The following is a 22,772-nucleotide window of genomic DNA, read 5'->3' as shown; positions in this document are numbered from 1 at the left end:
TGTTTTTTTGTCACAGATTATAATGGATATGTGTATAAATAGTGAAGGCATTTTTTTAGAAAGGTTGTAAAAATATGAAGGAATTAAGAAAAATAAAAATTTTTGTTTTAGTGGCATTTGCTGCTATTGGTATTATGACTAGTAAAAGTCCAGTTAATGCTGAATTAGCATCAAGTTCTTATGAGAGACCATATGATATGGAGATTAATAAAGAATGTGGTTTTGAAATTAGAATTAAAACGAATAATAATTATGTTGTTAAGTTTAGTCCTGATAAAACTGGTGTTTATAATTTTAATTATTATTTAAGCTGTACTGAACAACAGGATGATAAGAAATATATTAGTTTATACTATTATAATGGAAACTATGATAGCATTCGGTATGGAAATTTAGAGGTGGACAGTGAGCATAAAGATAGCATGTATTGTGTTGCTGGACATACTTACTATGTGGTGTATTGTAGGTACAATACTAGTAATACATTTAACATTGATTGTGCAGTTTCATATGGTGGAGACATTAAAATTGAACCGGAATTAAATTGTTCTGAGTATTATGATGGACCATTAATTGATTTAAACCAACGAAAAGGTGTAAAGTTTGATAATAATAGTAGAACATTGGAGTTAAATAATTACAGTGGAGATGGTTTTTATTTTTGTGTTGAACTGAAACAGAATTATTTGATATGTGATATAAATGAAGTATTGCCTAAAGATTATGGTATTACAATTATTCTTAAGGGAAAGAATATAATTAAGGCCTGGAAAGATTCAGCAAATATTATTGGAGCGGATGAAGGAATTTCGCTGAAAATAATAGGTGATGGATCGTTAGAATGGGAAGATACTACAGATATTAGAAATGACCAGTGGTATTATCCAAGTGATTATTATGCATCTATAGTAAGTGGGAAAAATCTTACAATTGATGGGGTAAAGATTAATAGTATAGGAATTACTGCTCCAGGTGAAATTTATATTAAATCAAGTGATTTACATCTTTCTGATATGGTGAAATCTGGTAAAGAATTAAGCATTTCGAATAGTAAGGTTGTTGTTGAGAATACATTAGAAGATGGAAGTGCATATACGTTGGATAGCACTAATATACAAATAACAGGATCTGATATTTATTTAAAAAGTAATAGGGCTTCTGCTTTGATTTATTCATATGAAACATGTATGCTTAAAGATAGTAATATTCACTTGATTAGTGAAGCTTTTATACCATATGGTACAACCAATAGTAGAGATTTAATATCAACAAATAATATAGATATATCAAATTGTGATTTCGTGGTTGAATATTTAGATGATAATAAGGTTAATAATTCAACAGAATATATGTTACATAATTTGATATTTAGTGCATATGGTAAATTTATTATAAAAAATATAAATCTAATTATAGTAGCTAATGATTCAATTATTAATGCAATTGTTGATGAAAAAGATGACGCTGATAATAAGTTTGAATATGTTATCTTTGAAAAGTTATATTATCAAGATGTATATGATGTAAATATGAGCACGGTTAAGATTATTAAGACAAGCAGTTATGATATTAAAGGATATAATTTAAAACTTAAGAATGATTCATATAATTATAACGGCGAAGAGATAAAACCTGAAGTTGATTTAAATGGATTGATGGAAGGTATGGATGTTGATATAAAGTATGAAAACAACATTGATCCTGGTAAGGGAAGAGTAGTTATTACAGGTAAAGGTAAATATACGGGTAAAGTTGTTTTTGATTTTGTGATTAAAGGTACTAAGCCTAGTGCTGGTGATAAAACATTTAATAATGTTGCAAAAAAAGGCACAATTATTTCGGATGGAAAATATAAATATAAGGTTTTAAAAACAGGAAGTTTAGATGGTAAGAGTATTGGTAAAGTTTCTGTGATTGGTTTTAAGAAGAAATCACTTAAGAAGGTTAGTATTAAATCGAAACTAACTATTAATGGAGTTAAGTATAAGGTTACAGCAATTGCTAAGAAGGCTTTTAAGAATAACAAGAAGATTAAAACTGTTGTTATTGGAAAGAATGTTAAAAAGATTGGCAAGGGTGCATTTGCTGGATGTAAGAATCTTAAGTATATAAAGGTTAAATCAAAGAATATAAAGAAGTTACTTAAAAAGAGCGGATACAAGGGAGTAATTAAATAGTTTATTGGAGGGAATAATGAAAAATAATAGCCTTAAAAAATTATTGTTGATAGTTGTATGTGCAATTGCAGTTATTGTTGCTTCAAATGTTTGGAGTGAATTTGCGTATGCTTATGACGTTGGTGCGGATACTGAAATTAATAAAGAATGTACAACAAAAATTACAACAAATAAAGATGGTTTCAAAAAATACGATGAATGTAAAGTTGAAGCTAATTATTTGATTAGATTTAAACCAGAAGAAACTGGTGAGTATGACATTACTTTTTCAGCAAATATTACTAGTGGTAGTAGTGATTATAGTATACAATATTGTTTTATGAATGCTGAAAGTGATTGTCTTCAAAAATTTTGTTATTTTGGAAAAAATAATGTTATTGAAAAAATGCATTGTGTAAGAGGAAAAACATATTATATTCCAATACTTAATAATGATGATAATTCATATAATGTAAATATTACTTTTAATTATTTAGGGAATAATAATTTTAAACCTGAGATTCTTTGTAATAATAGAAAAACTGAAAGAATAAATATGTATAAGGGTGCAGAGTATGATCCTAAGAGTAGAACTTTGAACCTTGAAAATTATGAAGGTTTAGGATTTAAATTTTCTTTGGATAATGGTGGATATGTTTTTGATACGAAAGATTTTTCTAAAGAAGATTTTACTATTAAAATAATAGTAAAGGGAAAGAATAAGATAAGTGATAAAACTTATGAATACTACACATATTATTCATTTGCTGGTGAAGGACTTTCTCTTAAATTTGAAGGTGATGGAGAATTAGAAGTCTTAGCGATAGATGAAAACACATATAGCTATGAATATGGTTGCGGAATTAAAAGTGATAAAGATATTATAATTGATGGACCAACTATTAAAACTGATACCATTTATGCTTTGAATAATTTATATGTTAAATCTGGTAGTATAAATTTAATAGGTCGTATTAGAGCAATTAATGCATACTTTAATGGTGGAGAGGTAAATATTGATTATACTTCTGAAAGTAATTATTTTGGATATTCATATTCTGATACTAAAACAGCTGGTAATTATACACATGCGATGGATATAGATAATTGTAATTTGAATGGTACAGATTTTAATATTGTTGCTCATAATTTATCTGCTATTTTTGCAACGAAAGAGTTGAATTATAAAGCTGGTTATATATATGTAAAACTATATCATACTGTTTATGATTATTCTTGGAGCGGATATGCAGGATATGCTGATGTATTTACAGGAGAAAAAATAAAAATAGATGGTGGAGCTCTATTGGTAGAGTATGAAAAGAAGCCGGATAATATTCAAAATGTAACTAAAGAGAGATTTTTAAATAAAGTAATATATGCAAGTGAGGAATGTGAAATTAATAAGTTAGATATTATTCTTTTAGGAGATGAATCATTCTTAAAGTTATTTAAGGATGAAGGTATGGCACCTGAAAATGTAAATGATTTTGTAGTATTTGCTAAAGGTAAGGACACAAAGAAATTTAATGTTAACATGAAGAATGTTAAATTGACAAAGACAAGTAGTTATGATGTTAGTTCATTTAGACCTAAGAAGAATGATAAAGTACTAAATACTAGTGATGTGATTACAGGACTTAAGAAAGGATCCAAAATAACGGATGGTAAGCTTATTTATAAGGTGATTAAGACTGGTACATTAGATGGTAAGAAAGTTGGTAAAGTAACAGTTGTTGGTCTTAAGAAAAAGTCATTAAAGAAAGTTAGTATCAAATCAGTACTAATTTATGAGGGAGTTAAGTATAAAGTAACTGCTATAGGTAAGAAAGCTTTTAAGAATGGTAAGAAGCTTAAGTCTATTGTGATTGGTAAGAATGTATCTAAGATTAGTAAGGGAGCATTTGCTGGTTGTAAGAAGCTTAAGAGTATAAAGATAAAGTCAAAGAAGATTAAGAAGTTTGCTAAGGGGACATTTAAGGGAGTTAAGAATACTTGTGTGATTAAGGTAGCTAAGGCTAAGAAGAAAGCTTATACTAAGAAGATTAAGAAGGCTGGATTTAAAGGTATAATTAAGTAGTTTATAGCCTCTCAGAGTTGTGGCTCTGAGGGGATATTTTATATTGAAAATGTGGAATAATAGAAATGTTTGAGAAAAACTAGGAGGTTTAAGATGAGAGTGAAGGAATTAATTTGTAAGGTTATTATGCTTTTGTGTATGTTTGGATTTTTTGAGGTAGGAATAAGTAGTAAGGCATATGCAGATGAACAGAAGATTTTAGATTATCCATCTTTGGATAAAATTGTTAAAGTGAGTGGTGAATCTGATGTGACTTATAAAATTTCCCCCGAAACATCTGGTGTGTACAATATGTTTTTGTATGCTGCAGAAGTTGGTGCTGGTAATCGCGCAGCTTACGCTACTTTATACAATAGTGATATGGAATTTATATGTGATTTAACGGATATTAGTCATTATAGTAGTGATGGAATACTAGTGTTTTTAAGCGGTGAAAATGATTATTACATGGTTGTGAAAAAAGAGGCAACATGCGAAAAACTTGAGGCACAAGTTAAAATTTCGTATAAATACTATGTTAATCCAAATAAACGTAACGGGTTTTATGTATCTGAAAAGAAAAGCGGAGATACAGTTGATGGGGAATATAAAGATGGATTATCGTATGATAAGAATACGTATACATTAGAGTTAAATAATTATAATGGTGATGGTGAGATTAGTATTGATTCTTCATGGGAATTTTTTGTAGATGAAAAGGATATGGTTGATTTTCCGACTTTTAATATAAAAATATCAGGTGTAAATAATGTTACATATTCTGAAGGACCATCAATTTTATTTAATGTAAAGGGTCATTGTAATATAAATGTTATTGGTGATGGAGTATTAAATGTTAAGTTTAGTGTAGGTGATGGACATTTACTAATACAAAATGGTCTACTTGTTAGTGGTGGATGTGATATTATATTTGACGGTCCTACAATTAATGTAGAAAGTATTGATTCGCATATTATAACAACTAGTTATGATTCAGATGAAATAGGAAAGTTGACTATTAAATCTGGTAATATTTGCGTGAATAATTTTTTGAATGTTGGTAATTATTATTTTAATGCAATAGTTGCTGGAAAAATTGAAATGACTGGTGGTAGAGTTTTAATTAATTATTCAGGAGATTCTGAGATAACTAACTATGAGAAAATTATTGCAATAAAATGTAATGATATAGAGAATACGGATGGTAAAATTATTATTACTGGTGGTGATAATGTGCTTACTAAACTTGAACCGGTATATGCTAGTGAGGGGAGATATGACATTATAAAAGATGCAGTTTTAAAGGCTAATAACAATATTTCAAAGATTGATGTTAAGTTAGAAAAAGACGTATACAAATATGATGGTAAGGTTAAAACACCTAAAGTTATTATTGATAAATTAGAAGAAGGTGTGGACTATACTGTTACATATGTTGATAACAAAAAAGTTGGAACTGCGAAGGTTATTATTAAAGGTATAGGTGTATTTACTGGTAGTAAGAAAGTTACTTTTAAGATCGTAAAAACTATAAACGGTAAGGATATTGATGATAAGACTAAAAACGAATCTGCTAATGATATAAAGGGTGTTAGTAGTATTACTGATGGCAAACTTATATATAAAGTTACTAAAGAAGGTACATTAGATGGTAAAACTGTTGGTAAAGTAACAGTTGTTGGTCTTAAGAAAAAGTCTTTAAAGAAAGTTAGTATCAAATCAGTACTAATTTATGAGGGCGTTAAGTATAAAGTAACTGCCATTGGTAAGAAGGCATTTAAGAATGGTAAGAAGCTTAAGTCTATTGTGATTGGTAAGAATGTATCTAAGATTAGTAAGGGAGCATTTGCTGGTTGTAAGAAACTTAAAAGTATTACGATAAAATCTAAGAAAATTAAGAAGTTTGTTAAGGGTACATTTAAGGGTGTTAAGAAAATTTGTGTAATTAAGGTACCTAAGGCAAAGAAGAAAGTTTATGCTAAGAAGATTAAGAAGGCTGGATTTAAAGGAATAGTGAAGTAATTGATAACCTCTCAGAGTTTTGACTCTGAGAGGTGTTTTATTGAGAAAAAATATTCCTTAAGTGCAAACCTTATGAAGATGGCTAGAGATTATGGTAGAAAGATTGGTTTTAATGGAACATTCTTAATTGAACCTAAGCCAAAGGAACCTATGAAACATCAGTATGATTATGATGCAGCTACTGCAATTGGTTTCTTAAAGGAATATGGTTTGGATAAAGAATTTAAGATGAATATTGAAGCAAATCATGCAACATTAGCTGGTCATACTTTCCAGCATGAATTACGTATGAGTCGAATTAATGATATGCTTGGTTCAATTGATGCAAATCAGGGTGATGTAATGCTTGGTTGGGATACTGATTGCTTCCCAAGTAATGTATATGATACAACACTTGAAATGTATGAAATTGTTAAAAATGGAGGACTTCCTGTAGGTATCAATTTTGATTCTAAGAACCGTAGACCAAGCAATACATATGAAGATATGTTCCATGGATTTATTCTTGGTATGGATTCATTTGCTTATGGTTTGCTTAAGGCCGCTCAGATTATTGAAGATGGCAGAATTGAAGGATACATAAACAAGAAGTATGAAAGTTTTGAGACTGAACTTGGAAAGAAGATTAGAAATGGTGAAACATCTTTAGAGGAAAGTACTGAAAGCTTGCTTGAATGTATTTAATGCATGGATTATAATATTTTGTAGAAAATGACTATAAAAATATAAGGAGCAGGGTATGGTAAAAAAGATAGTTAGAAACGTTATGTTTCTTAAGAAAAAATCAATAGAAGCTACAAAGGATGATAAGCAGATTATTACTGATTTAGAGGATACACTACGAGCAAATACTGACAACTGCGTTGGTTTGGCAGCAAATATGATTGGATATAATAAGAGAATTATAATTGTGTCTTTAGGATTCGCTAATATGGTTATGATTAATCCTGTTATAGTTGGTAAGAAGGGTGAATACGAAACAGAGGAAGGTTGCCTTTCACTTGATGGTGAAAGAAAAACCAAGAGATATGAAGAAATCTTAGTTGAGTATTATAATAAGAATTTTGAAAAGAAAAGCCAGAAGTTTACGGGTTATGTGGCTCAGATTATTCAGCATGAGTGTGATCATTTAGAAGGAATAATTATTTAAATTGTAGATTAAAATCTTTATTGATTAAAATCAAAGATTATGTGAAAGGACATTATTTATGTGTGATAGAAATTTTAATCCTGGTGATGTTGTAAAACATTTTAAAAGGGAAACATTATCAGATGAAGAATTAAAAACAAATATGTATCTATATGAGATTGTTGGAATTGCAGAACATACTGAAACTAAGGAAAAACTTATAGTGTATAAGGCTTTATATGATAAGGAGTTTATGTGCGCAAGACCATATGATATGTTTATAAGTGAGGTTGATAGGAACAAGTATCCTGATATTAAGCAGAAATATAGGTTTGAAAAAGCCTAGAAATTATAATTATTTATGATATAATATCAAATTGTGTGGGGGTAAATATACTAAGGATGAGAGGAAGAATGGATGAAGTTAAAATTGTTAAAAAAGGGAATTATATATTTTAGCATTTCGGCTTTTTCTTTTATGAGTTTACAGAGTGAGAATGCATTTGCTGATGAATTAGGAGCATATGTTGGGAGTGATGCTAACGATATTATTCATATTAGAAAAGATGATGAAGATAATGTTAATACTGAATCAGAAAAAACAAACAAAGAGGTTAAGTATGGACCTAAAAAAGGAAAGAAGATTTCTGATGGTGTTCTTAATTTCAAAATAACTAAACGAGCAAATACAGGGACTTTCGGTGAAGGTAGCGTTGAAGTTATTAGACTTAAGAAAAAGTCTGTAAGAAAAGTTGTAATTAAGGATACAGTTAAAATAGACGGATTTAAGTATTTTGTTCGTTCAATCGGAAAGAATGCATTTAAGAATAATAAGAAGATTAGACAGGTGAGAATAAAGTCTGTTTATTTGAAAAAGATTGGAGCTAAGGCTTTTTACAATTGTAAAAAACTTAAGAAGGTATATATTTATTCTTTGGTTTCATTAAGATATGGAAAGAAGGCATTCTATAAAAAGGGTAATAGCAAAATGACTATTATATATTCAAGTGAATGCATCAAGAATATGAAGTTACGTTTAAAGAAAGCAAAATGTAAGGGATATAGATATACTATTAAAAAGTTAATGTAGTGTATAGTTAATACAAAAGACCTCAAATTATTAGAAGATTAATTCTAATGATTAGAGGTCTTTTGCTTTATTTATAAATATCAGATTTAATAACAGTTTCGTCATAGCTAGAACTTGCTGTTGGTACTTTGATTTCTTCGCCGAGTTTTAATGAATTATCTATTTCATTTTGTATATCATCGCTATAACCAGAGATGATTCTAATTTGTACATAATCATCAGAGTATTGTGAAAATGTACTGTTAATATTTTCTTTTAATTGCTCTGCATCTGTCCTATTAAAAATGATGTAAGTAAAATCTATTTTATATTTTTGTATAAATTCTTCGGCTTCTTCAGGTGTTTTTATAATAGGAACTTCTGCAGCAAATCCTTCTGCACAATCAATCTGTCCTAGAAGATTAAGCTTAGTTGCTTTTTGACCATATTGTTCATCTAGATATTCCTTTAAAATAGGTTCAACTTTAGCTATATAATAATTATCACAAACTATAATTGGAGTAGAATCTTTTTTTGATGTATATGTAACATATGCTTCGTATGTTTTTGGTGTATCACTGTTATCATTCTTTAATTGAAAACGTACTATTCGATAGTAGTGTTTGCCTTTTTGCAGTGTTGTTGCGTTATCTGGTATTATGAAGTCTTCATGGTATCTATCGCTTAGGTACTTCTGTAATTCTTCTTCACATGCTTTTTCACTTGGTAAATACGAAGCTTCATGCGCAGTTTTTATTATGCCATATGAGCAACGTGTTAGTCCGGAAACTACATATAAAATCATGCAGAATACGTATATTGTAAATAACGTTCCTAATATTTTTAAAAATCTTTTCATATACCGTAAATCCCCTTATATAAATATAATCTTTTTATATCATAATATATGGTATTTAGCAAGAAAGTGTTATAATAGGGAGTGATTGATGAAGAACGTAAAGAGAATTTGGAGGCTTAAAATGAGAGTTGTTTTAGCATCGGCATCACCAAGAAGAAAGGAATTACTTGGTAATATATATTCAGAATTTGAGGTTATACCTTCAACAGTTGAAGAGAATATAGAGTTTACAAATGTTGAGGAATATGTGAAAGAACTAGCTTTTATTAAGGCTATGGATGTTGTAGAGATGATTAAATCTACAGCAAATGCTAATGCTTCAGAGGAAAACGAATTATTAGTTATAGGTGCTGATACTATAGTTTATAATGATGGCAAGGTTTTAGGAAAGCCTAAGGATGAAGAAGATGCTACGAAGATGATTAGATCGCTAGCAGGTAAGAAACATCAGGTTTATACAGGTGTTTGCTTGATTAGTAATGTAGACGAAGAAGTTGATAGTGCTTCAAGAATTGGGGATTTACTCATCCAGAAATTCTACTCTAAAACTGATGTATACGTTGATGATATTACAGATAAGGAAATTGCTGATTATGTTGCAACTGGTGATCCTTTGGATAAGGCCGGTAGCTACGGCATACAGGGAGTATTCTCTAAACACATTAGAAAGATTGATGGTGATTATTTTAATGTAGTTGGATTACCTGTTAATGAAATATATAGACATTTGGATGGTTTGTTAAATTGGAAATAATAAAGAGTAAGAGAAAGACGATTGCAATTTCTGTAGATAGAAATGAAAATGTTATAGTTAAGGCTCCACTTCGCATGTCAAATAAAGCGATTAATGAATTTATAAAAGAACATGAAGAGTGGATAATAAAGGCTATAAATAGACAACGAAAAATAAATGAAGAGTATGAAAAACTTGATAGATTTACATATGAAGATATAAATAATATGGCCAGTAGGGCGTTAGAAATTTTCCCAAAGTTAGTTGAAAAATACGCAAAGAATATAGGTGTTTCTTATGGGAGAATTACAATAAGAAATCAAAAAACTAGATGGGGAAGTTGCTCAGCTAAGGGAAATTTGAATTTTAATTGTTTGCTTATGGAAGCCCCTGATTATGTAAGAGATTATGTAATAATACATGAACTTTGCCATAGAATACATATGAATCATTCAAAGGAATTTTGGAGTTTGGTTAGAAGCGAAATGCCTGATTATAAAATTGCTGAGAAATGGCTTAAAACAGAAGGTAAAACCTTAATGATGCGCGCATTTTAAGGTCGTTAAATAAATGGAGTATAAAGGAGTAGTATGTTAGAAAAAATAAAGGAAGCTATAGATAATATAATTAATCTTGTAGAAGATTATATGGTCATGACAGGAGAAAGTGATGACGATATTGATAGGGGAATAAGATTAGAACTTGCTCTCTTTGCAGTTGCTATTGCAAAGAAAGATGGCGAGGTTACTGCAAGTGAACTTAGAACAATCAGAAAAATGGTTGGTCTTGATGCTGAGGAAATACTTGAAAAGGCTAAAGTATTATCAGATGAGAAGTTTTCAGAAGTTTTCTTTGAGTGCCCATTTACACTTGGATTTATACTAAGAATTGATAAGGCACTTAAAGAGCAGGGATATTCAATAGATGGAGATGTTACCCTTACTGAATACATAGTTTATTTATTCCAAGTTATTGGTTTATTTATGGTATATGCTGATGAAGAGGATGTATTTGGTAAGGATAAGTATGTTAAAAACTATATTAAGGAAATGAGAGAGTACGCATCTAAGAAGAATGCTAAATATAAGAAGCGTTTAGAAGATGGCATTTCTATGGATATAGCGAACGACTATTCAGATGCAAAGCCATTAAAAAATAGTGAGGCTAAAAAAGATAGTAGCAAATCCGGAATAACTAAAGGTTTAAAATTAAATGAAACTGAAGATGAAGAGGAGGAAAAGGAAGAAGATCCAAGAACTCTTGAAGAACTAATGGAAGAATTAAATTCATTAATTGGTCTTGAATCTGTAAAACTTGAAATAAATAATTTAATTCATCTTCAGGAACTTAATAGAATTAGAGTTGAACGTGGCATGGTTTCACTACCTGTATCTAATCACTTAGTGTTCTATGGGAATCCTGGTACAGGTAAAACAACAGTTGCAAGACTTCTTTCAAAGATATACTGTAAGATTGGTATTCTTTCAAAGGGACATATGGTAGAAGTTGATCGTTCAGGCCTTGTAGCTGGATATGTTGGACAAACAGCAATTAAGACAAGTGAAGCTATTCAAAGCGCCATGGGTGGAATACTATTTATAGATGAAGCCTACACTTTATGCTCAAATAGTGAGAATGATTATGGTAGAGAGGCAATAGATACTCTTCTTAAAGCAATGGAAGATAATCGTGATGATTTTATTGTGATTGTAGCAGGTTATCCAGATCTTATGATGGATTTTATTAAAGCAAATCCTGGTTTGGAATCTAGATTTAATAAGTATATTCTTTTCGAGGATTATACAAATGATGAATTGATAGAAATCTTTAAAGTTGTTTGTAAAAAGAATGGATATGTTCTTGAAAAAGAAGTAGAGGATGAAGTTAAGAAATTATTTGCTGAAATGTATACTGATAGACCTGATAATTTCGCAAATGGTAGAGAGGTTAGAAATTATTTTGAAAAGGTGGTTACTAACCAGGCTAATAGACTTTATGGTAAAGAGAATATTACAAATGAGGAACTTGCACAGATTACCAAGGAGGATTTGAAGGTTAATTAATGGACGATATACAAAGATTACGAGAATTAGCAGATAGAAGTTATAATAATGAACAGTTTGTATTTACGGACTTTTTATCCATGGCAGAGCTTTCGGTTTTTTATGATTATGAGAATGAATTAAGATATGCATCGCCCCAAGTTTTCGGTGGGTGTGAAATAGCAGAGCGAAAGATGATTAGATTTGGAAGCGAAGATGATATAGGATATGTTATTGATTTTCCGATTGTTGCTTTAAAGATTTCACCACTTGCAGCGAAGTTTGCCGACAAATTAAATCATAGAGATTTTCTTGGGGCGCTTATGAATCTTGGAATTAAGAGAGAGGTGCTAGGGGATATATATGTGAAAGATAAGGCAGCACTTGTGTTTTGCAAGGATACAATAGCTGATTATATAATTGAAAATCTGACAAGAGTTAAACATACATCAGTTAAAGTAGTTGTGGCAGATGATATAGAAGATTTAACTGCTCCAACTTTAGAAGATAAGGTTATTCAAGTTGCAAGCACAAGAATTGATGCTGTTATTGCAAAAGTTTATAACATGTCAAGACAGGAAGTTTTAACTCCATTTAAACAAAGCTATATTTTCCTTAATGGCATAGTTTGTACAGAGAATGCAAAGGCTTTAAGTGCTGGAGATATTATTTCTGTAAGAGGGCATGGAAAGTTTGAATTCTCAGAGGAACTTAGTGAAACTAAAAAGGGAAAGATTAATTGTAAAATAAGAATATATAAATAAAGATGCCGCATACAGAAATACATTGGAATAAAATTTGAATAAAAAGTAAAAATACTCTTCACGACAAAATTAATGCAATTCACGACAATTTTTTAACGAAGAGGATAACGATTGTTATAATTCAAAATGTGCTTGAAAAAAGGAGATAAAGATGGAAAAGAACAAGAAAAGTTTTCAGGGCAATTTGAGGAGTTATTTCTTGGATGATGAAGAAATAACTAGTAAAAGTGATTTATTAAGGAAAAGGCGATTTACAAGAAATCTATATCTTGCTACAGCTATTTGCTGGGGACTAATTCCAGTAATGAGAATTGGAATGGGGAATAAGTTAAAGTTTAATGATATTATTTTCATTGGACTTGCAATTCTCTATGCTGGATTGGTTTTATCGAAAAATAAGGGTATTAACGAAATTAAAAAAGAAGTAGAAAAAGAAAAGAAAACGGAAATTATAATATAATTGAGTAGAAATAATCGTGAAAAAATTTATGAAGAGGGGAAGGCATAAAAGTATAGTCGTACAAACATAGAAAGTTGAATGGGGGAATTTTTATTTTTTAATATCTGTGATATAATGAAAACTGAGGTTGCGTAAACAACCTCGGTTTTATTATGCTTATTTAGAGGTATGTTATGAGAATTGCGGTATGTGATGATGAGGAATTATTCGGTAGGCAAGCTAAGGAGTTGATAGAAAAGCTGACACGAAGTATTGACGTTTGTGTTGATATGTATGATGATGGGAAAAAACTGCTTGCAGCTTTTGAACAGAACCCCTACGATTTATTGTTTCTTGATATTGAAATGCCTAAGATGGATGGCATTTATTTAGCGAAGAAGATACGCGAAAAAAGTGAAACTGCGTATATTGTTTTTCTTACTGGGCATGTGGAGTATGCCTTGGAAGGATATGAAGTTAATGCACTTAGGTATTTAACAAAGCCAATTAAAGAAGGAAAATTAAAAGAGGTTTTAAGATTCGTAATGGATAAGAGCGTTAGCATGAATCAGCTTATGATTAAGGATGAAGGCTATGAACGTTTTATTAACATTGCGGATATTATTTATCTAGAAGCACAGAATCAGTATGTTATGATTTATACTACTGCTGGAAACTTTTTGGTAAGACATAACATTGGAGATTATGAAAATGAACTTAAAAATGACGGTTTCTTTAGAGTGCATAGAGGTTATATAGTTTCACTTGCGAGAGTTAAAAAACTTGTTAAGAATGAAATTATTCTTGAATATTTTGGTGGTGAAGTTGTTGTCCCAGTTAGTAGAAACAAAATCAAAGAATTAAAAAGTGCCTTATATGCATATGTTGAAAAAGAAGCTTTTTAAATATATTTAATTTGGAGGAACTATGGATATATATCAGTTACTGGGATATATTGCATCTGCATTAACAACTATTCATTATGTTATTGCGGTATTTACATTATGTTTAATTGCACATTGTTTTCTTGGATACACGGCAGAATTAACAAAGAAGAAAATAGCTTTTGGTATTATTTCAATTATTCTTGTTCAAATAGGATATTACGTAATTGAAGCTATCTACGAGGCTTCTGTACCAAAAGAAGTATTACAGGGAGTTATGGAAGGAAACCTTGAGGATCCAAGAGTAGTAGCATTTTATAAACATGCTGAATTTATGTCGAAAGCGGTTGATGCAGCTATGTATGTTGCGGCATTCTTATTTTTCCTTGTAGTTTATAGTAAAAAAAGAATTTTACGTGCAATAGAAAGTACGATTTGTCTTCGTTGTTATTATTTTTATGTGAATAAGGCAATTATCTATTCATATATTTTCTTAAGAGGAGGAAAGGCATCCATATATGATGAGATATTTAGTATGATAACAGAAGCATATTATGTACATATGTTTTACATTGAACTTATAAGTTTTACTATTGCAGTTATTCTTATTTTGATGCTTTATTTGGGATATTACAAGAAGGATAAGACGTATATTGTAAGAATACGAGATAGAATCTTACTTGTAGGATGGTTTATATTAACATCTTTTTGGATTGAGAAAGTATTTGCTCAAGTGGATTTATCAATTGAAAAAAGATATGAACTTTTAAGTGTTTTAGGTGGTTTTATGATTCCAGTTCTAGCAATGTTTGTTCCTTTCTATATCGTTGCAAAAACAGCGGATTTAGCCATAAAAGAAAAGAATGTAATGCAGGAGACATATCTTCAGGCTGAACTTGAATATATTAAACAGTATAAAAAAGCTCAGGTTGATACGAATGCATTTAGACATGATATAATTAATAATTTGTCGCTTATGAAGATGATGATGGAAAGTGGTAAAGAAGAGGAAGCTTCAAAGCATTTGGATACATTGATTGGTGATATTAAGGCATTATCACCTGAGTATAATACTGGTGATGAAATGCTTGATTGTATTGTCGCAATGAAGGTCGATAAGATGAAGGAAGAAAACATTAAGTTTTCGCTTGATGGTGCTATAGAGGGTGGCCTTAATATGAAACCTATGGACATTTGCAATGTATTTGCTAATGCGACGGATAACGCAATTGAAGCCGCTAAAATGGTTGAAAATGATACATGGATTAAGATGATAATTAAAAGAACAGATAATTTTTGTATCGTTAAATTAGCAAATGCTGTTGCAGATAAGGTGGATGTTGAAACTATATTTGAAAATACAGGATATACTTCAAAGGAAGATAACATTCATCATGGATTTGGGCTTAAAAGCATTAAAAATACAGTGAAAAAATATGATGGTATTATTAAAGCAGAATCAAATGATAAGGAATATGTTTTATCAATTATGATACCAAGATAGATATTAATGATGAAAAAAGAGGCTTGTTGTTTGCAAGCCTCTTTTTGATTGCCTATGTATTTGAAATATAAACGGATAAATTAGTTATTAATTATTGAAAATTGTTTATTTTTGTAATGTTTATTTAACTGTAAAATTCCGGATATTAAGAATAATAAAGCGATTGAAACAACAAAAATTGAATAGCTTATAGTATAGTCTGATTTTGATGCATTTGATAAGACTTTAGAAGTATTCTTCGCAAAGGCACCCCAGAAATTTCCAGTAAAATCAACAAGGCCATGGATGATTACAACTGACCAGAAGTTTTTTGTTCTGTAGTAGATTACACAGAATATAAAACCAAAGAAAGTTGCATATAATACTTGAGAAATAGTTGCTAAAACTATTTTGGGATTTCCAGTAAGATTTAGCAAATGCAAAGCTCCAAATATGCCTGATGATATAAGCGCAGACTTGGTAATTCCTGATTTGCTTTCACCAAAACGAGCTTTAAATGAATTAAAGAATATTCCTCTAAACAGTGTTTCTTCAATTAAACCAATTGACATGGTTTCGAAAAAAATCATGAAGACTTTAGGTAATGCTTTAATTAAGCCAATTTCAGGTTTCATGAATTCATCATGAATGTTTAATGTGTATATTACTATGAAACACAAACCATACCAAAAAACTCCTAGTATAATGTTTTTAGAATTACAACCGAATTTAATGTTCAGCTTTTTTTTGATTACTAGAACGCTGATTACGAAAAGAGCTATTCTAAAAATAATTCTAGCACCATAATTCATAAATAATTTTTGGTCGTTAGTTTCTTTTATGATTTCCCCAATCACATTTATTCCTATTAGATAAATAAATGTAATAAATACTCCAAATAATACACCTGATAATAATTTTTTTGTTTTCATTTTATTCCCTTTCTTCTCAATTTTTTCATAGTTTGTATTTCAAATACATATAAATAATAATCTGTAATGCTTAATATTTCCTTAATCTAAATCTTAAAAAAATCTTAATTATAAATGTTAAGAATTAATTAAGGTTTTTTACATTACTTAATGCTATAATGAATTTAAGTTATAAGGAAAATGGGCTTGATATGGTAATCTTTATATAGATTACGTGTGATAAATATGAAAAAATTTATAAAGACGAAAGGAGCGGTATGAAAAAAAGAAATTTAGTATTTCTAATTGCAATGTCAATGCTTGCATTAACTTCTTGTGATAAATTTTCTTCAGATGTTACAACAACGACGATGGTTGTTCCAGAGGAAAGTATAGTTGAAGAGACGACGCTTAAATCTGAGGTTGAAACAACCACAGAGAAATTAGAACAAGATGACGAATTAAACTTTATGGACTGGAAGGGAAAAAGAGAAAAGTCAGGTAAGGATATTCTTAAGAATGAAACTGGAAGAAGAAAAAACTATTATGAGCTTAATGTTGATTTTGATGATAAATCATCTACACTTGATATTGATCAGAAATTAATTTATGTAAATGATAGTGAAGATGATCTAAATGAAATGTATTTTAACATAATTCCAAATGCATATAGTAAGGGATATGCTTATAATAAAAAGGATAAGAGTTCAAGTGATTCTGATAAGGATATGACTTGTGTGCAGTCTATAAAGATTGGAGATAAAGATTGTAAATTAACAAGGGTTAAGGGAACAGTATATAGTCTTACACTTCCAGAAACTTTAAAGAGTAATGATACTCTTGAAATCTTGATGGATTATAAAGTGACGATTCCAAAACTTCAGAATCGTTTTGGATATTATAATGGTGAATATAATGTTGGTAACTTTATAATTTCGCCAGCTATTTATGAGAATGGTGAATGGGCTTGTAATCCATATGTTGAAGTTGGTGATGCATTCTATACAGAGATTGCTGATTATAAAGTTAAGATAAATGCTCCAGAAGAATTTAAGGTTGCAGCTACTGGTACTTTGGAGAATGGAACATATTATGCCAAAGATGTAAGAGATTTTGCTTTTTTTACATCAAAGAAGTGTGAAGTGATGAGTGATTCTTACGATGATATAGATATAAATGTTTATTATCCAAAGAAATATAAGGTAAATGCGAAGGAAGCGCTTAAGTGTGCAAAGAAATCATTTGAAATTTATAATGAATTATATGGTGGTTATCCATATGATGACTTTGATATTACAATGACTGCTCAGTCACAGGGCGTAGGTGGTATGGAGTATCCAGGCCTTATTATGATTTCAATTAGTGAAGATGATTTGAAATTCGCAAAAACAGATAGAAAATATTTTAATGAACAGGTACATGATGTTGTTTGTCATGAGATAGCACACCAGTGGTTCTATGGTATTGTTGGTGATGATGAAATAAATGAACCATGGCTTGATGAAAGTTATGCTAATTTTAGTGAGAAGTTATATAACTATAAATCAGGTAAAAAAGATTATGATATGGGCAATATCATAGATGCATATATGACTTTGTTTAAAGATGTTGAACCACCAAAGGATAAATCAGAATTCATGTCAAATCTTTATGAGTTTAATAAGGATAAGGATTTATTATACATGGCCATATACATAAAAGGTGGCAAGTTCCATTATGAGATGTATAAGCAATTAGGCGAAGAAGAGTATCTTAAATGTCTTAAGGAATATGTTAAAACCTTTGCCTTTGATGAAGTAACTACAGAAAAGTTTTTAAATTTCTGGAAAGATAAGGGCGACTTTAAAAAGTTGTTTAAAGAGTATCTTTATGGAAATGAGATTGTTGATGCTATGTAGGGGGGAATATTAGATTATATGAATTTGAAGATGAAGAACCAGAAATCAGATGATTTCTGGTTCTTTTTTATAGAATTTGGGATGTTTGTGTGAAAGTAAAGCCAAAAACGGCCGTTATGGCTAAAGATGTAGAAACGGCCGTAAAGGTAAGTTGCTTATGTATGTAGAGGATGGTGTAAATAGGGGAAAATAGAGAAAAATGTACATTCACTCATTAATCTAGATATAGCCAAAACACAAGCGAGAGATATAGATATAAATAACAGCTATAACAAATGATAGGTTATCAATATTTTACAAAGAATGTTTCATCACTTATCATTTATATTGTCAATCGACAAGGACATGAGATATTAAAAATAACTTGTGAGAAACATGTTATCAAAATTGATTCTCATAAGAACAAGTAATTCTTGTTAGGCCTATAGGGGATTAAGAACTCATTCGTTTTTAATTGTTTATATGTTTTAGAGAATGAAAATTAGAAAGGGTGCTAAATATGTCAGAGATTTCAATTAAGAATTTATCCAAATCATTCGTGGATAAAAACGGAGAAGTAATTGCTCTTGATAATATAAATATCGATATTGAAAAAGGTGATATTTATGGAATCATTGGTATGTCGGGAGCAGGAAAATCAACATTGGTTCGATGTATGAACTATCTTGAAAAACCAACAAGTGGAACTGTTGAGGTTGCAGGTAAGGAACTTGGAAGTTTAAAGAAGAAAGAGTTACAGAAACATCGAGAAAAGATAGGAATGATTTTTCAGGGCTACAACTTACTAATGCAAAAGTCAGTTGTGGAAAATATATGTTTTCCTCTTTATATTCAAGGGATTAAAAAGAAAGAGGCAAGAAAGAGAGCATATGAACTTCTTGAAATTGTAGGATTATCTGATAAAAGAAAAGCTTATCCTTCACAGTTGTCGGGTGGACAAAAACAAAGAGTTGCCATTGCAAGAGCACTTGCAGCAAATCCAGAGATTCTACTTTGTGATGAAGCAACAAGCGCACTTGATCCTCAAACTACAGCTTCAATTCTTGAGTTACTAAAAGACATTAATGAAAAGTACAATATTACAATTGTTATTATTACTCATGAGATGTCTGTTGTAAAAAAGATATGTACAAAGGTTGCAGTACTTGAGGGTGGACATGTAAAAAAAGAAGGCGAAGTTGCAACGATATTTAAGGAGGTGATAAGTGATGTTGGAGCCTGAAATTAGACAAATGATAATCAATGGAATAGGCGAAACATTATATATGACTTTAGCTTCAACATTTGTTGGTTATCTGGTTGGACTACCACTTGGTATATGCTTAGCTGTTACAGATAAAGACGGACTTACACCTAATAAAGTAATATATAAAGTTCTTGATTTTATAGTAAATGTTTTAAGAAGTATTCCGTTTTTAATACTACTCATTTTACTAATACCATTTACAAGACTTGTAGTTGGACGAAGCACTGGTGTGAGTGCAACGGTTGTTCCACTTGTGGTAGCTGCTATACCATTTATAGCACGAATGGTTGAATCGTCAATTAAGGAAGTTGATAATGGCGTAGTTGAAGCAGCAAGATCGATGGGTGCTTCGAATTTAAGAATTATTATTCATGTTCTTATTACAGAAAGTAAGACATCCATAATATCAGGAATTACAATTGCAATTGGTACCATACTTGGTTATTCAGCAATGGCTGGCGTTGTCGGAGGCGGAGGCCTAGGAGATATAGCAGTAAGATATGGCTATTATAGATATCAGACTAATATTATGGTAATAACAGTAGTTTTACTAATAGTTTTAGTTCAGGTATTTCAAACTTCTGGAAATCTTATAGCTAAGAAAACAGATAAGAGAAACATATAAGATTTGAATAATAAAGAAAACTTAAAATGATAAGAAAATAATTAAGGAAATAAAACATTTAGAAATTCAAAAATTAAGTTACAAATATTTACAAAATCTAAAATATTAGATTATTAAATAAATTATTAAGTTACATAGTATCAAAATGATACTAACAATATATGAAAAAAAGAATTATAGCACGAAAGGAAATTAAAAGTATGAAAAAGAAATTATTAGCAGTAGCATTAATAGGAGCATTAGCGGTATCATCACTTAGCGGATGTGGAAAGAAAGCAGCAAATGCAAAAGGTAAGGACAAAAAAGAAGAAACAAAGACAATTAAGATTGCAGCAACACCTATTCCGCATGCAGAAATTTTAAATGAAGCTAAGAAGATTTTAAAGGATAAAGGTTATGAATTAAAGGTTACAGAATTTGAAGATTACGTTCAGCCAAATGAAGTTGTTGAAAGTGGAGAGTATGATGCTAACTACTTCCAGCATGTACCATATCTTGATAGTTTCAATGATGAAAAGGGTACACACTTAGTAGACGCTGGTGATATTCATTACGAACCATTTGGTATTTATCCTGGAAAGAAAAAATCACTTGATGATGTTGAAAAAGGTGACAGAATTGCAATACCTAACGATACAACAAATGAAGCAAGAGCTTTACTTTTATTAGAAGCAAATGGTCTTATTAAACTTAAAGAAGGTGCTGGTCTTACAGCAACTGTAAATGATATTGAAGAGAATCCAAAAGAAATTAAGTTTGATGAACTTGAAAGTGCACAGGTTGCAAGAGTTGTTGGTGAAGATGAATTCGTTGTATTAAATGGTAACTATGCTCTTGAAGCAGGATATGTTGTTTCAAAGGATGCACTTGCATATGAAGCTAGCGATTCAGAAGCAGCTAAAACATATGTAAATATCATTGCTGTTAAAGAAGGTAATGAAAACAACGAAGGAATTAAGGAACTTGTTAAAGTATTAAAATCAGATGAAATCAAGAAGTTCATTAATGATAAGTATGAAGGAGCAGTAATTCCTTTTGAATAAGATATGGGTACAATAGAATAATGATGATACATTAATTTTTATTAATAATATCATCGAAGATTTAATATAATAATTATATTAAAAAGAACTTAATTACATGTGCAAAATACGTCAGATATACATTTACAAATGTAATCTGGCGTATTTTATATATAAAATAACTTGCCAAAATGATATGAGTAAATTAGCTATATTTTTTAGAATATGGAGAATGATGTATGGACAGAGGAATAAATACGCGATGTATACACTTAGAAGAAGATGAAGGGAAATGTTTAAATTATGGAGCTTTAAGTTTTCCTATATTTCAGACAGCTACTTATGAACACCCAGAGGTTGGTAGAAGCTCAGGATTTGATTATACCAGACTTCAAAATCCAACAAGAGAACAATTAGAAAAGATAATTGCAAGTATTGAAGGTGGAATAGATGCATTTGCTCTATCATCGGGAATGGCTGCAATTACATTACTTATGGAATTGTTCAAACCGGGTGATCATATTATAGTTGAAGCTGATTTATATGGCGGAACAACTAGACTTTTTGATAATGTGTCAAAGAAGAATAATTATGAATTTAGTTATATCAATTGTTCTGAAGATGATATTGAAAAGGAAATAAAGGATAATACAAAGGCTATTTTTATTGAGACACCAACTAATCCAATGATGAATGTTTCGGATATTGGAAAGATTGCAAAGATAGCCAAGGCTCATAATTTGATTTTTATTGTTGATAATACTTTTTTATCTCCATATTTTCAAAATCCACTTGAACTTGGTGCAGATGTGGTAATACATAGTGGTACTAAGTTTATAGGTGGTCATAATGATACACTTGCTGGATTTATTGTAACAAATAATGAAAGTATCAAAGAGCAACTAAGGTTCCTTATAAAGACAACAGGATCTGGACTTGCTCCAATTGATTGTTGGCTTATACTTAGAGGTGTAAAAACATTAGGTGTTCGTATGGAAAAATCACAGGATAATGCAATTAAAATTGCAAATTGGTTGAAAAATCAAAAGCATGTTACAAAAGTTTTTTATCCAGGATTACCAGAACATCCAGGATATGAACTTATAAAGAAACAGGCAAGAGGATTTGGTTCGATGCTAACATTCTATGTGGATAACAAAGAAAATGCTCTAGCAGTTTTGGCAAATGTTCGGCTTATAAAATATGCTGAAAGTTTAGGTGGAACAGAAACATTAATTACTTATCCTGTAACACAGACTCATGCAGATGTACCAGAAGAAGTTAGACTTAAAAATGGTATTACAAATGAAACGCTCAGATTATCAGTTGGCATAGAAGATATAGATGATCTTATTAATGAATTAGATAGAGTGTTTAGTTTATTAGATGAGAAATAAATATAATAGATATGTATAAAAATTGCACATGATT

Annotated in this window: 19 protein-coding genes and 2 pseudogenes; 19 read left to right on the top strand and 2 right to left on the bottom strand. The window is 30.2% G+C overall.

The window, feature by feature from the left end:
* Nucleotides 1–74: 74 nt before the first annotated feature.
* From B5D16_RS05380 to B5D16_RS05350, 7 genes and pseudogenes are all read left to right on the top strand, one after another.
* A complete protein-coding gene (locus B5D16_RS05380; RefSeq protein ID WP_078765955.1) occupies nucleotides 75–2,177 on the top strand; it encodes a leucine-rich repeat protein in 2,103 nt (700 codons plus the stop codon).
* Nucleotides 2,178–2,193: 16 nt separating this feature from the next.
* A complete protein-coding gene (locus B5D16_RS05375) occupies nucleotides 2,194–4,236 on the top strand; it encodes a leucine-rich repeat protein (protein ID WP_078765954.1) in 2,043 nt (680 codons plus the stop codon).
* Nucleotides 4,237–4,329: 93 nt separating this feature from the next.
* Nucleotides 4,330–6,237, top strand: coding sequence for a leucine-rich repeat protein (locus B5D16_RS12655; protein WP_078765953.1), 1,908 nt, complete (start codon nucleotides 4,330–4,332; stop codon nucleotides 6,235–6,237).
* 63 nt (nucleotides 6,238–6,300) lie between these two features.
* Nucleotides 6,301–6,891 (top strand): annotated as a pseudogene (locus B5D16_RS05365) (apurinic/apyrimidinic endonuclease family protein); the annotation flags it as partial.
* Nucleotides 6,892–6,976: 85 nt separating this feature from the next.
* Nucleotides 6,977–7,387 (top strand): peptide deformylase, encoded by a 411-nt coding sequence (locus B5D16_RS05360; RefSeq protein WP_078765952.1) that lies wholly within the window; start codon nucleotides 6,977–6,979, stop codon nucleotides 7,385–7,387.
* Nucleotides 7,388–7,445: 58 nt separating this feature from the next.
* Complete coding sequence (locus B5D16_RS05355) at nucleotides 7,446–7,712, top strand: DUF1653 domain-containing protein (RefSeq protein WP_078765951.1); 267 nt, start codon at nucleotides 7,446–7,448, stop codon at nucleotides 7,710–7,712.
* Between the two features lie 132 nt (nucleotides 7,713–7,844).
* Nucleotides 7,845–8,456, top strand: coding sequence for a leucine-rich repeat protein (locus B5D16_RS05350; protein WP_159444290.1), 612 nt, complete (start codon nucleotides 7,845–7,847; stop codon nucleotides 8,454–8,456).
* A 67-nt stretch (nucleotides 8,457–8,523) separates the two neighbouring features.
* Here B5D16_RS05350 and B5D16_RS05345 read toward each other — a convergent pair whose 3' ends face one another.
* On the bottom strand, nucleotides 8,524–9,294 hold the full coding sequence (locus B5D16_RS05345; RefSeq protein ID WP_078765949.1) for a hypothetical protein: 771 nt from the start codon (nucleotides 9,292–9,294) through the stop codon (nucleotides 8,524–8,526).
* A gap of 88 nt (nucleotides 9,295–9,382) precedes the next feature.
* Here B5D16_RS05345 and B5D16_RS05340 point away from each other — a divergent pair, with 88 nt between their 5' ends.
* The 7 genes from B5D16_RS05340 to B5D16_RS05310 all read left to right on the top strand — a co-directional run bounded on the left by B5D16_RS05340 (nucleotide 9,383) and on the right by B5D16_RS05310 (nucleotide 15,660).
* Nucleotides 9,383–10,048, top strand: coding sequence for a Maf family protein (locus tag B5D16_RS05340; RefSeq protein WP_078765948.1), 666 nt, complete (start codon nucleotides 9,383–9,385; stop codon nucleotides 10,046–10,048).
* A complete protein-coding gene (locus tag B5D16_RS05335) occupies nucleotides 10,039–10,584 on the top strand; it encodes a M48 family metallopeptidase (protein WP_078765947.1) in 546 nt (181 codons plus the stop codon). The genes B5D16_RS05340 and B5D16_RS05335 overlap by 10 nt, the downstream gene beginning before the upstream one ends.
* A gap of 33 nt (nucleotides 10,585–10,617) precedes the next feature.
* Nucleotides 10,618–12,090, top strand: a complete 1,473-nt coding sequence (locus B5D16_RS05330) for an AAA family ATPase (protein ID WP_242942993.1) — start codon at nucleotides 10,618–10,620, stop codon at nucleotides 12,088–12,090.
* Nucleotides 12,090–12,833 (top strand): YlmH/Sll1252 family protein, encoded by a 744-nt coding sequence (locus B5D16_RS05325; RefSeq protein WP_078765946.1) that lies wholly within the window; start codon nucleotides 12,090–12,092, stop codon nucleotides 12,831–12,833. The genes B5D16_RS05330 and B5D16_RS05325 overlap by 1 nt, the downstream gene beginning before the upstream one ends.
* A 151-nt stretch (nucleotides 12,834–12,984) precedes the next feature.
* Nucleotides 12,985–13,293 carry a hypothetical protein gene (locus B5D16_RS05320; protein ID WP_078765945.1) on the top strand — a complete coding sequence of 103 codons (309 nt, stop codon included), beginning with the start codon at nucleotides 12,985–12,987 and terminating at the stop codon, nucleotides 13,291–13,293.
* 173 nt (nucleotides 13,294–13,466) lie between these two features.
* Nucleotides 13,467–14,177, top strand: coding sequence for a LytR/AlgR family response regulator transcription factor (locus tag B5D16_RS05315; RefSeq protein ID WP_078765944.1), 711 nt, complete (start codon nucleotides 13,467–13,469; stop codon nucleotides 14,175–14,177).
* A 22-nt stretch (nucleotides 14,178–14,199) separates the two neighbouring features.
* Complete coding sequence (locus B5D16_RS05310; RefSeq protein WP_078765943.1) at nucleotides 14,200–15,660, top strand: sensor histidine kinase; 1,461 nt, start codon at nucleotides 14,200–14,202, stop codon at nucleotides 15,658–15,660.
* A gap of 80 nt (nucleotides 15,661–15,740) precedes the next feature.
* Here the strand turns inward: B5D16_RS05310 and B5D16_RS05305 are convergent, their stop codons facing one another.
* Nucleotides 15,741–16,571: a CPBP family intramembrane glutamic endopeptidase gene (locus B5D16_RS05305; RefSeq protein ID WP_078765942.1), complete on the bottom strand. Its 831-nt coding sequence runs from the start codon at nucleotides 16,569–16,571 to the stop codon at nucleotides 15,741–15,743.
* 257 nt (nucleotides 16,572–16,828) lie between these two features.
* Between B5D16_RS05305 and B5D16_RS05300 the strand changes: the two genes are divergently transcribed.
* The 5 genes and pseudogenes from B5D16_RS05300 (at nucleotide 16,829) to B5D16_RS05280 (ending at nucleotide 22,738) form a co-directional block, all read left to right on the top strand.
* Nucleotides 16,829–18,448 (top strand): M1 family metallopeptidase, encoded by a 1,620-nt coding sequence (locus B5D16_RS05300; RefSeq protein ID WP_078765941.1) that lies wholly within the window; start codon nucleotides 16,829–16,831, stop codon nucleotides 18,446–18,448.
* A 499-nt stretch (nucleotides 18,449–18,947) separates the two neighbouring features.
* Nucleotides 18,948–19,661 (top strand): annotated as a pseudogene (locus tag B5D16_RS05295) (methionine ABC transporter ATP-binding protein); the annotation flags it as partial.
* Nucleotides 19,657–20,319, top strand: coding sequence for a methionine ABC transporter permease (locus B5D16_RS05290; RefSeq protein WP_078765939.1), 663 nt, complete (start codon nucleotides 19,657–19,659; stop codon nucleotides 20,317–20,319). The pseudogene B5D16_RS05295 and the gene B5D16_RS05290, both read left to right, overlap by 5 nt.
* Nucleotides 20,320–20,519: 200 nt before the next feature.
* Nucleotides 20,520–21,362: a MetQ/NlpA family ABC transporter substrate-binding protein gene (locus tag B5D16_RS05285; RefSeq protein ID WP_078765938.1), complete on the top strand. Its 843-nt coding sequence runs from the start codon at nucleotides 20,520–20,522 to the stop codon at nucleotides 21,360–21,362.
* Between the two features lie 218 nt (nucleotides 21,363–21,580).
* On the top strand, nucleotides 21,581–22,738 hold the full coding sequence (locus tag B5D16_RS05280) for a trans-sulfuration enzyme family protein (protein WP_078765937.1): 1,158 nt from the start codon (nucleotides 21,581–21,583) through the stop codon (nucleotides 22,736–22,738).
* Nucleotides 22,739–22,772 lie beyond the last annotated feature (34 nt).

It is taken from the genome of Eubacterium uniforme (assembly GCF_900167115.1).
GTDB classification, from domain to species: domain Bacteria; phylum Bacillota; class Clostridia; order Lachnospirales; family Lachnospiraceae; genus Eubacterium_S; species Eubacterium_S uniforme.
Note: the sequence above shows the minus strand (reverse complement) of the source record. Positions and strands in the feature narration are given on the sequence as shown.